The 10,711-nt window shown below is 68.0% G+C and carries 8 protein-coding genes; 6 read left to right on the forward strand and 2 right to left on the reverse strand.

The window, feature by feature from the left end; translation table 11 throughout:
- The first annotated feature begins 1,235 nt into the window (after nt 1-1,235).
- Nucleotides 1,236-2,042 carry a hypothetical protein gene (locus DB30_RS11490; protein WP_052548449.1) on the forward strand — a complete coding sequence of 269 codons (807 nt, stop codon included), beginning with the start codon at nt 1,236-1,238 and terminating at the stop codon, nt 2,040-2,042.
- A gap of 12 nt (nt 2,043-2,054) precedes the next feature.
- Here DB30_RS11490 and DB30_RS11495 read toward each other — a convergent pair whose 3' ends face one another.
- Entirely contained in the window at nt 2,055-2,735 is a 681-nt protein-coding gene (locus tag DB30_RS11495; protein WP_052548450.1) for a hypothetical protein, read from the reverse strand.
- An 11-nt stretch (nt 2,736-2,746) separates the two neighbouring features.
- On the reverse strand, nt 2,747-3,358 hold the full coding sequence (locus DB30_RS11500; protein ID WP_146658533.1) for a hypothetical protein: 612 nt from the start codon (nt 3,356-3,358) through the stop codon (nt 2,747-2,749).
- Between the two features lie 317 nt (nt 3,359-3,675).
- Between DB30_RS11500 and DB30_RS11505 the strand changes: the two genes are divergently transcribed.
- From DB30_RS11505 to DB30_RS11525, 5 genes are all read left to right on the forward strand, one after another.
- Nucleotides 3,676-5,490, forward strand: a complete 1,815-nt coding sequence (locus DB30_RS11505; RefSeq protein WP_052548452.1) for a prenyltransferase/squalene oxidase repeat-containing protein — start codon at nt 3,676-3,678, stop codon at nt 5,488-5,490.
- Between the two features lie 18 nt (nt 5,491-5,508).
- Nucleotides 5,509-6,975 (forward strand): FAD-dependent monooxygenase, encoded by a 1,467-nt coding sequence (locus DB30_RS11510; protein ID WP_052548453.1) that lies wholly within the window; start codon nt 5,509-5,511, stop codon nt 6,973-6,975.
- Between the two features lie 44 nt (nt 6,976-7,019).
- Nucleotides 7,020-8,303: a response regulator gene (locus DB30_RS11515; RefSeq protein ID WP_052548454.1), complete on the forward strand. Its 1,284-nt coding sequence runs from the start codon at nt 7,020-7,022 to the stop codon at nt 8,301-8,303.
- Between the two features lie 177 nt (nt 8,304-8,480).
- The gene (locus DB30_RS11520; RefSeq protein WP_052548455.1) at nt 8,481-9,074 is read left to right on the forward strand and encodes a hypothetical protein; all 594 of its coding nucleotides are present in this window, start codon (nt 8,481-8,483) and stop codon (nt 9,072-9,074) included.
- 302 nt (nt 9,075-9,376) lie between these two features.
- Nucleotides 9,377-10,684: an IS701 family transposase gene (locus tag DB30_RS11525; RefSeq protein WP_052548456.1), complete on the forward strand. Its 1,308-nt coding sequence runs from the start codon at nt 9,377-9,379 to the stop codon at nt 10,682-10,684.
- The last annotated feature ends 27 nt before the right edge of the window (nt 10,685-10,711 follow it).

Consider the following 10,711-nt stretch of genomic DNA (forward strand, 5'->3'; position numbering starts at 1 on the left):
GTCGAGGGGGTCGAACTCCCAGCTGCCCGTCGACGACGCGTAGCGAAACACAATCTGTTGAACTGCGTCGCATAATAGACAACTGTTGACATGAGGAAGTCTCTGCTCGGTCGTTGGCATCCGATACGCAGCCCGCGAATGACTCGCTTCCAGAGCAGTGGGGATCGATATCGTCGAGCCAGTCGTACTCGATCTTGGTCGTGTCCGACCCCAGGTCTTCGAGGATTCGGCCAGCCCGCTCGGTGTTGCGGTCCTGCTGGTCGGAGGAGTGCCCACGCAGTTGACGCCGAGGCATGGTGGGGGGACTCGTTGAACTTCGTGGGCAGCACCCGAGCGAGGTGGTCGGGGCAGATAGCGGTCCTCGCGCGGACCTCGGAGTGACCCAGCTCGCGCAATTCCTGCTGCCGAAGGGCCTCGCCTCGTGCTCGACAGTCAAAAGATGACCTCGGGAGGGCCTTTTTGACCGCCTCCGCGCGCCGAACGGCCTCGGTTGGCTACTTTAGTTGCCAGTCGCGCCGCGATCGTCGGCTCTGGAGGGCCAGCGAAAGCGGCTCGGCTTGGCTTCGGGTCGCGCTGGCGCCCCTGAATTTGCAACAGAGTGCGCATCGACGCCCGGCTGAGGCGCTCGAGATCGGGTCGGCCGAACTCCTGGGACCTTTCGAGGGCCGCTTGGTGGATCGCGGCGGTCAATCACCTGCCGCGCGAGGGAGCGTCCGCCGATCGCGTCGTGAGCCGGGGGCCCTCGCTAGGGCCTGAGCGCCGACCCCAGCGTCGCGCTCGGCCCCACGCCTGCCCCAGATCTCGGCTAGACGGAAATTTTTGTAGCCGACGAAGGCCGGCCGCGCGGATCGAAGCGCGCTCCCTGGCCTGGGCTGGCTGCGTGGAAGGCAGCGTTGGGATTGACCGGCACCTCTCGCGGCGCCGTCTCGAGACGCGCGCGCGCTGGGTCGCGTGCCAGGGGCGGAGCTTGGACATCGAGCCGAACTTCCCGGGCCCAAGTTGGGACTGCGACGCCAGCCGAGGACCGAGCGTGCTACCAGTCGCAGCAGCACTGGCGCCCCCTCGCTCCTGCGCGAGGCGACGCGATCGTTGCACCACGGGCTCCTAGGAGCCCGTGGTGCAACGCATCCCGGCGCGAGGCGACGCGATGCATTGCACCACGGGCTCCTAGCCTAGGCTACAGTAGCCTCGCCTGCGAAAGCGTCAGCGCTCGACCCCGTTGGCCCCCCCGCCCCATGCACCGCTCCACCCTGCTCCCGCCCCTGCTGCTCTCGCTCCTCGCCCTTGGCTGCCAGACCGCCGCCGACGATGTCGGCGACGATCAACCAGAGACCAGCAGCGGCGACGGTGACGGCGATCCCGGCGACGGCGATCCCAGCGGTGACGGCGACACCAACACCACCGGTGATCCAACCTTCAACTGCGATCCCAGCGAGGCCGTCCCCTGCCCCGACGGCCAAAAATGCACAGTGCTCACGTCAACCAGCACGCCGATCTACGACTGTGTCCCCGACGACGGCGCGCTGCTCCCGTTTGATCCGTGCACGCCAGCGCCGGGCACCGGCCAGGATCAGTGCCCCGCCGGCCACACCTGCATTCCCAACACGCCCGACAGCCCGGGCGGTCTGTGCCTGCAGCTGTGTGGCGCCGACGACGACTGCGAGTTCGCGCTGTGCGGCACGCCGCCGGGCCTGCAGATCCCCGTGTGCGCCGCGATCTGCGATCCGCTCGCGCCGCTGTGCCCGGAGCTGCAGGTGTGCCAGCGCGTGCGCCAGTCCAACTTCGTGTGCCAGTACCCGCGCACGGGTGACGTCGGCTCGACCGCGGATTCGTGCAATAGCGTGAATGACTCGGGCTGCGCCGAGGGCTTCGTGTGTGAGACCGGCGGCGTGATTCCGGACTGCGCGGAGCCCAGCTGCTGCACGGCGCTGTGCGATCTGGCGGACGCTGACACTTGCCAGTCGCCAATGGTCTGCGGCGAGATTCCGCTGGATCCGCAGCCCGGTCTAGAGAACGTCGGCGCCTGCTACGTTCCTCAGTAATAAATACTGAGGTCAGGGCAGCGCGGGGAGGATGGCTCGGCAGGTGCTTGGATCGGTGGTGGCTGCGGTCGCGGGCGGGGCGGAGAGGCCGTCTTCGCCGACCGCCCACTGACCGGCGAGGGCGACCAAGTCGGCGTCGGCGAGCTCGACCTTGGACTCTGGTAGTCGGCCGGTGGGCAGCAACATCAGCTCGCCGCCGCAGTCGAACGGGGCGAGCACCCACGGCGGTCCGATCCGGGTGTGGTCCATGACCGAGCTCAGGCCGTACCAACTCTGGGCAAATACCAGACGATCGCCGGCTGCCCAGCCCACGTAGACTTGGATCGGCATCTCGCTCTCGTGGCCGCGCACGCTGGCGAGCACGATCGGTCCGAGCGCGTCGCTCACCCCCCACAGCTCGCAGAACTCGAGCGCGGACCCGCAGGCTTCGGGCGCGACGCCGCGCGCGATCGGGGATGGCTCGGGCTCGCCTTCGCGCGGGACCGGCCGAACCAACAGCTGGCGCTCGCCCTCGCCGTCACGTTCGAGCGCCAGGCCGCACGCCCCCGCTTCCGGTGGCGGACGCAGCAGCGCGATCGCTCGCGCCGGGCTCGCCTCACACCGAGGGCCGCGGGCGGCCTCGGTCTGGGTGGTGTCTGGCGCGACCTCCTGCTGCTCACCGGGCTGCCGCGACAGGCACCCGGTTGACAGCACCGCGAGCAGCGTCAGTTGGCGACGATGTCGACGCGTAGCGGCGCACCTTGGTTGGCGACAGCGATGTTCGTGCCCGGCAGCGCGCCGATCCGCCAGATCTGCGTGCCCTGGGCGTTCTTGCCGATCAGCCCGGACTGACGCAGCTCGACGCTGGGACCCTGGCCAGAGTCGCAGCCCGCGAAGGCATCGACCGGGAGCGGGCCCACGTGCAGCTCGCGATACGGCAGGGTCGAGGAGTCGTTGATCTTGTACGTGACCGCCAAGCTGTAGACCTGGTTGGCGTCGATCAGGTTCTGCTTGATCTCCGTGACCTCGCAATCGGGGATGTCGGTGAAGTCGCTGCACAGGCGATCCTCGAAGTCGGCGAACACGGGCGCGCCGTTGGTGCCGTCCTTTTGATAGGTCGGTTGGCGGACCAGATAGAAGTCTTGCAGGCAGGTCTCGTACTGCACGGTCGCGGTGACCTCGGTGGTCCCGTCGAACATCGCCGCGTTACCGTTGGTCGGCGACATCTCAATTCGGATCGTGGCGAAGTTCTCGGGCTCTTCCTCCGTGCAACTCCCGAGCGTGGTCACGCCCAGCAGGGCAGCGGCGAAAGTAAGAGCGGTCTTCGTGCGACGCATTTGCGGCAGTGTGGCAGAGGGCACACGTATCGGGCAAGCCCAGCCCCAACCTCTAAAATGGGTGCGCAAGGGCTGGCACTGCAAATTGAAAAACGCATCTAGATGGCCCTGGGAGGGGTCCTGTGGCACTTTTGACACACCGGAGCTGTGACAGGCGTCACCGGGACGGGAGGTCCACACGTGTATGCTCTCATGCAATTAGCGCGCATTGCGCCGTTGCAGCCATGCTTGAACAGACCTCCACTTCCGCGGTGCCCGTCACCATTCGTCGGGCGACACCACGTGCGCGCCCGGTCCTGCGCTGGCGGTGCGAGCCAGTGACCGCTGGGGGCCCACTCGACGCCGCCCTCGCCCGCAGCCAAGCCTGGTGCCGGTCCTGGTGGGCCCGCCTGCACCAGCCGCAGCCGTGGCTGGCAGAGATCCCCGATGTTGGCCCAAGCTGCGAAGTGCTGCTGGCCGACGCGCTGTTTCATGATCTGAGCGCCGACGAGCGCCAGGGCCTGCTCGGGTGGATCCGCAGCCAGCAGCACGCAGATGGCAGCTGGCGCGACGAAATGGGCGAGCCCGACGTCTCGCTCACCTGCTTGGGATATTGGGCCCGCGTTCAAGCTGGCGAGGATCCCGACGCCGAGGATCTGGTCCGCGCGCTGCGCGTGATCCACGAGCTCGGCGGCGCCCGGCAAGCCAACCTGAGCGTGCGTCTGTGGCTGGCGATGGCCGGCACGGTCGAGTGGGATTGGGTCCCGTCGGTCCCGTCCGAGCTGTACCTGCTCCCCGAGTTCGCTCCGCTCTCGCCGGCCCGGCTGTCACCGTGGGCCCGGCAGATGGTCACCGCGCTGCACCTGCTCGCGTCCGGCCCAGCGCGGGTCCACCTGTACGAGGCCCCCGAGCTGCTGCTCTACAACCGCGACGACGCTGCGATCCCACCTCGGCTCACGCGGCCAGGGTTGGCCGGAGATCTGTTGCAGGCGTTCGACAGCTCGATTCGGTTTGGGCGCAAGCTGCCGTGCGGCGCCGTGCGTCGGCGTTCGCTGGCGCGGGCGCGTCGGTGGATCGAGGACGCCCAGCAGCCGCACGGCGGGTGGTTCTCGACGCGACCCACGATCTACAGCCTCATGGCGCTGCGGGTGGCGGGGGTCACCAGCGATGATCCACGGATCCGCGCCGGGCTGGCGTACCTGCGACAGGCTCGGGGGATCGTTCAGATCGGGCCGTCCAAGCAGGCGCTCGCGCAAGGCTTGACCGGGCGCCCGCTCGCCAAGATCGCGGGCTTGGGCACCGCGGCTGGGATCGACGGCGTCCAGGACCGACTGCTCGCCGCCGAGCTCACCAGCTCCGGCCCCTGGCAGCGCCGCGCCAACGCCCCAACCGGCGGCTGGTCAGCCGAGACCCAGGCCGACGCGCACCTCGATCTGCGCACCACCTGCGCCGTCCTGCACGCGCTTCGTGGCACGCGAACCCCCGCGACCCGAGCCAGCCTGCGCCGCGCGGCGGAGATCATGCTCGCGATGCAAGAGCCCGACGGCTCGTTCGCCCGGTTCGAGCGGGGCGAGGCCACGGTCCCGCTCTCGCAGCTGCCCTGGCGCGACGCGGATCAACTCAACCTTGGCGGCACCGACGATGAAGCGCGCGTGGTGTTGACCGCCACGGTCTTGCGCGAGCTCGCGGTGCTGGGCTGGCGGCGCGAGGACGACCGCATCGCCGCTGCGTGTGCTTGGCTCGATCGCACGCACGCAGCTCACGGCCACACGTGGTCGGTCGCGACGCTCGCGGAGGTCGTGCGCGCGACCGCGATCCAGTGCGTGCCGGACAACCCGCTGCGCAAGGCCTGCGAGCAGCGGCTGCGCACCAAGCAGCTGGAAGATGGCAGCTTCGGCGACGAGCTTGCGACCGCGCGCGGGCTGCTGGCGCTGATCGCCGCGGGCGAGCCCTGTGCACAGGCCCAGCGAGCGGCGCGTCACCTCGTGGGTCGCGTCGGCCAGATCCCCGATGACGCGCCGAGCCTGCCCGACGCCGCGCTACCCGGCTACGGCCTGTCGCCGCGGCTGCGGGACCCCAGCGCGGGCGCCCGGGCGATCCACGCGGCGCTGTCGAGCTTTCGCCGCGAGGTCGGCGAGCTCACGAACATCTGATCCAAACCGAGCACGAGCATGTTGAACACACAGCTTCGACCCCCGATCGCGGATCGCTACGACGTGGTGATCGTCGGTGCCGGGCTGGCCGGCTGCGCCCTGGCCCAGGCGCTCGCAGAGGCGGATCAACGCCGGCATCGCTCGATCCTCGTGGTCGATCTGCACCGCGGCGTGTCCCCCCGCTTCTCCGGTGAGTTCATCCACCCACGCGGGGCGCAGATCCTGGATGATCTTGGCTTCTACACCCGCCTGGTCGCCGCGGGCGCCGTCGACGTCGACGGCTTCGTGGTCTCGCAGAGCACCGAGCAAGACGCCCCCGTCGTGCTGGACTACGCCGCGATCCCAGGCGAGCGCCCGCGCGGGCTCTCGGTCCACCACAAGACCCTGGTTCGGGTCATGCGTCAGACCCTGCGCGACCGAGAGGGCGACGGTCCCGGCCCGCGACAGGTCACCTTGCTCGAGGGCTGGCGGGTCGTGGATCTCCTGCGCGACGAAGACCGCACCTGCGGCGTCGTGTTGACGGGCCGCGAGGGCGAGCTGCGCGTCCGCTGTGACCTCGTCGTTGCGGCTGACGGCAAGGCGAGCACCGTGCGAAAGCTCGCTGACGTGCCGGATCGCCGCCAGAGCCTCGGCTTCATGGCGGGCCTGGAGGTGTCGGGGGCCAAGCTGCGCCACCCCTTGCACGCCAACGTGATCCTTGGCGGGCCAGGTCCGATCCTCTGCTACCCGATCGCCCGCCAGGACGGTGAGCTGAGCTTCCGCCTGACCTTCGATCTGCCCCACGCGCTGCCCGCCAAGGGCGCAGATCTCTCCGGCTACCTGACCGACGCGTTCGTGCCCTACTTGCCCGGGCCGCTCGCCGAGTCCGTCGGCGACGCGCTGCAGCGCCACCAGGGGCCGCTCGAGCTGGCGCCAACCTTCAACCTGCCGGCCCCGCCCGCCACCGCCCCGGGTCTGGCCCTTGTCGGTGACGCCGCGGGTTGCTCACACCCAATCACCGCGAGCGGCATGACGATGGGTCTGCTCGACGCCAAGTATCTGGCCCGAGAGGCCCGGCGTCGGGCCGATGTTGACCCAGGCCAGCCGTGGCTCGACGACGCCAGCCTGCGCCGCTACCGGCTCGAGCACGACCGCTACGTGCCCACCCGCCAGGCCCTCGCAGACTCGATCTTCGAGGCTTTTCGCGGCGAGGGTGAGGGAGCGCGCGGAATTCGTCGGGCGTTGTTCCGGTATTGGCGCAGTGGTGAGCGCCAGCGGGTCCGCTCGCTCGCCCTGCTAGCCTGCGCAGAGCGCCGGCCCAGGATCTTTCTCACCGAGTACCTCAAGACCGCCCACCACGTGCTCGCGTCCAGCTTTGCACCCCAGCACGCCCTGTATTTCCCTGTGAGCGATCGCCTGCGGCAGGTCCAGGGCGCGGTGGGGCTCGCAGGCACCAAAGTAGGCGTGGTCGCCCAGGTCGCCTGGTCACAACTGCGACCGTTCTAGGTCAGTTCGTTGACACGCCGGGCAGGCCCCCCTAGGCTGCGCAAGTGACCCAGATTCGGGTTCTCGTGGTCGACGACGACCCCTGGATTCTTCGCATGGTCTCATCGAGCCTGGAGAAGAAGGGCACGTACGCGGTCGACACCGCGCGCGATGGTCAACAGGCGTTGTTAAAAGCCCAGGCCCAAAAGCCGGACATGATCATCAGCGATGTGATGATGCCGGTCATGGATGGCTGGGCGCTGGTCCAACAGCTCCGCGCGGATCCAATGCTCGCCGACGTTCCGGTGCTGTTCTTGACCGCGCTCGGCAAAGACGAAGATCGGCTGCACGCGCTCGGGCTCAAGCCCGACGACTACGTGTCCAAGCCGTTTCGCTTCGACGATCTCGAGCGGCGCGTGCTCAAGGCCCTCGCCAAGCGGGGCAAGGCAGAGGATCCCAACCCCGGGTACGGGCAACCGCAGCCTGGTTTTGGCCAGCGCGGCTACGGCCCAGCGCCGTCCCAGCCACCCGCGCAAGGTGGGTTCGCGCCGGGCAACTTTGGACCGCAACCCAGCGGCCCACCGGGCGGCTTCCCCTCGCCAGGCGGGTTTGGTCCGCCGGCCCAGCAGGGCTTCCCGCAGCAGGGCGGGTTCCCGCAGCAAGGTGGGTTCCCGCAACAAGGTGGGTTCCCACAACAAGGCTATCCCCAGCAGGGCCAGCAGCAGGGCTACCCACAGCAGGGCTACCCACAGCAGGGCTACCCACAGCAGGGCCAGCAGCAGGGCTATCCCCAACAAGGCGGGCACTACGGCCCTCCGGGCCACCCCCCGGCCCAACAACAGCAGGGCCAAGCGCCTGGCCCCGGCGGCTACCCACAGCAGGGCGGCTACCCGCAGCAGGGCCAGCAAAACGGCAACGTGGGGGCGCCGCGAAGTCAGCCCGCGGCGGAGCCAGAGCCCGCCGCGCCCCAGGTCGATCCCAGCGCCTCCGGCTCGTTCTCGGGCGCGATCAAGCGGACCGGTCTATCGGGTCGTCTCGAGCAGCTGGGGCTCTCGAGCCTGCTGGTCATGATGGAGATGGAGCGCAAAGACGGTGTGCTTCAGCTGCAGAACTCCACGGACAAGAAGGTGGGCCGCATCTTCATCCGCAAGGGTCAGGTCATCCAGGCCCGCATCGAAAAAGACACCGTCAGCCGCGATGGGGCGCACTGCGTCTATCACATGCTGTTGTGGGACAAGGGCCGGTTTCACTTCACGGCCATGGACATCGAGATGGAAGACCTCGTCAAGACGTCGACGACCAGCCTGCTCATGGAGGGCGCGCGGCTCATCGACGAGGCCAACCGCTAGCAGGGCGTAGAAGTTCGTCCCACGACGCCAGATACGCCTCTGCCCACCGAATGCCTGCGTCGCAAAACCTCGAAGTATGCCCGATACGACTTCGGTTTCGCTCCTTGGCCTCGGCGCGCAGCGACGCATCTGACGACGCGCGCCGAACGTCCACCCCCTGCTAGCACTTGGATTCCCGTGAAGACGCCAGACCGCGAGCTCACGATGGCCGAACTCGCGGCCCAGGCCAAGCTCGAGCCCGACGCAGATCAGGCGGGTGCGGGCGCCGAGGCTCCGGCCCGCGAGTCGGACCCGCACGCGCGCGACGATGAGCTGCTCGATGATCCGCCACACACCGATCATCACCTGGGTCGCTTCGCCGGCTGGCGGGCGGCTCGCCAAGTGCGTGTGTTCGTTGGCGCCGCGCTTGGGTTGGCGGTGATCGTCGCTGGCGCGGTGTTCCTCGTCCACAACCAAGCGCTGCGCGAGCAAGAGGAGCAACTTCGCCAAAAGCGGCTGCATCCCCTGCCCGAGCTCGAGGCCACGATCACGCCGGGCACCCCCCGCGAGATGACGGTGTCAGAGGGCAACATGCGGGTCAGCCTCTCGGCCGAGGCCCCGGCGATCAACTTGCTGCATCTGCCCGACCGCGACATCACGCTGGCGCCGGGCGTCGACAAGGCGCAGCTCAAGGTGGAGGTCAACGGGGGCAAGACGACCAGGCTCGTCGTGCTGACCGGCGAGATCGTCGAGACCCTGACTCACGCCGACGCGCAGCCGCTGCTGCCCTAGACTCGACTTTGGCGGTTTTGAGCCTGCAGACGACGGGGCCATCCGCAGAGACGTGGGCTCCCCGGAGCTCCATGGCCTGGTAGGCGGATCCGCCTGCGCGTCCACCGAGGAGTCTCGCGCGCAAAACGAGCGCCTGAGTGCGCTCGGTACTCGTCACTGGTCTGTTTCCCTGAAGCAGCCAGCTTCGCAGTTGGCAGGACTGGAGGGGCTCGGTGGATTGTAGAAGAGGTCGCGGGCACTCGCTGAGAAGGTCAGAGTTGGATTGCGATATCCACGCAAACCCTCAAAGGAGGCCCGCCATCATGCTACCCGACTCGTTCATCGCTTGCCTGCCCGTGCTGCGCGAGTATTTTACCGCTCCCAGCTTCGCGCGCTTCGTCACCCTCTTGTCTGGCTGGCTCTTGTGTACGGGCAAGCACACCATCACTGGTGTCCTGCGTGGCGCCGGCGTCGTCGGGGAGCGCGAGCACAGCGGCTTCTATCGGTTCTTCAGCTGCGGGGTGTGGGAGCCCGATCAGATCGGTCTCGCATTGATGCGACTCGCGTTGTCGATGGTCCCGCGAGGTTCACGGGTGACGCTGACGATCGACGACACGCTTGCGCGCCACACCGGCAAGCATATCTCGTCGGCGGGAATGCACCACGACCCGCTTCTATCGAGCGTCAGCCACCCGTTCTGGCACTTCGGACACAAGTGGGTGGTGCTCGCGGTCGTCATCCATGTCCCGCGCTGGAACAAGACCTACTCATTGCCCGTGCTGGTCCGCCTGTATCGGACGCGCAAGACCAACGACGCACTCGGGCTGGAGCACCGAAAGCTCACGGAACTCGCCTCGGAGTTGCTCTGGCTGGTAGCCGAAAAATTCCCTCAGCGGGAGTTCATCGCACTTGGCGACAACAACTACGTCAACAGCACGATCGTCCGCAAGCCGCCTCGCAACGTCAACATCCTTGGTCGAGGCCGACTCGACGCGGCCCTCTACGCGACGGCGCCCAAGCATCGTGGTCGCGGACGTCCTCGCGTCAAGGGGCGTAAACTCGCGTCTCCGAAGGACCGGAACCAGCGATGGAAGTCGCTCACCCTCGACATCTATGGCCGACGCGCAACCGTCCGCGTCAAGGTCTTCAGGGCCGTCTGGTACAAGGTCAGTTACGACAAGCAAATGCTCTTCGTCGTCATCCGTGACTGGCCTGGCCACGTCAAACTCGACGTCCTGACGACCACGGACCTGGACCTCGACGCGGCCCAAGTCATCACGCAGTACTGCCAACGATGGACCCTCGAGGAGACGTTCCACTGGGCCAAGAGCTCGCTGGGCTTCGAGGATCCACAGAACCGTGTCGAGAAAGCGGTGCAGCGCACCGCCCCCATGGCACTGTGGGCCTACACTCTCGTCGTCGTGTGGTACCTTGGGTGGTCCGCGCGTCGCACTAAGCTGCCCCTGCGCCCGGCTCCTTGGTACCGCGGCAAGTCCACCCCGAGCTTCGCGGACATGCTCGCCGAGCTCCGGCGGCAGTCCTGGCTGCGCTGGATTTGTGATCGAGCGGGTAAGGGCCGCTTAGATCATAAATCTCTGGCACCCTTGCTGGACGCAGTGGGCTACGCATGAGGCCGCTCTGCAACCGCCAAAGTCGAG

It is taken from the genome of Enhygromyxa salina, from assembly GCF_000737335.2.
GTDB lineage: Bacteria > Myxococcota_A > Polyangia > Nannocystales > Nannocystaceae > Plesiocystis > Plesiocystis salina_C.

Coding starts and splice junctions, on each gene's coding strand:
- DB30_RS11490 (WP_052548449.1), top strand. CDS start 1,236: ATGCACCGCTCCACCCTGCTCCCGCCCCTGCTGCTCTCGCTCCTCGCC.
- DB30_RS11500 (WP_146658533.1), bottom strand. CDS start 3,358: ATGCGTCGCACGAAGACCGCTCTTACTTTCGCCGCTGCCCTGCTGGGC.
- DB30_RS11510 (WP_052548453.1), top strand. CDS start 5,509: ATGTTGAACACACAGCTTCGACCCCCGATCGCGGATCGCTACGACGTG.
- DB30_RS11525 (WP_052548456.1), top strand. CDS start 9,377: ATGCTACCCGACTCGTTCATCGCTTGCCTGCCCGTGCTGCGCGAGTAT.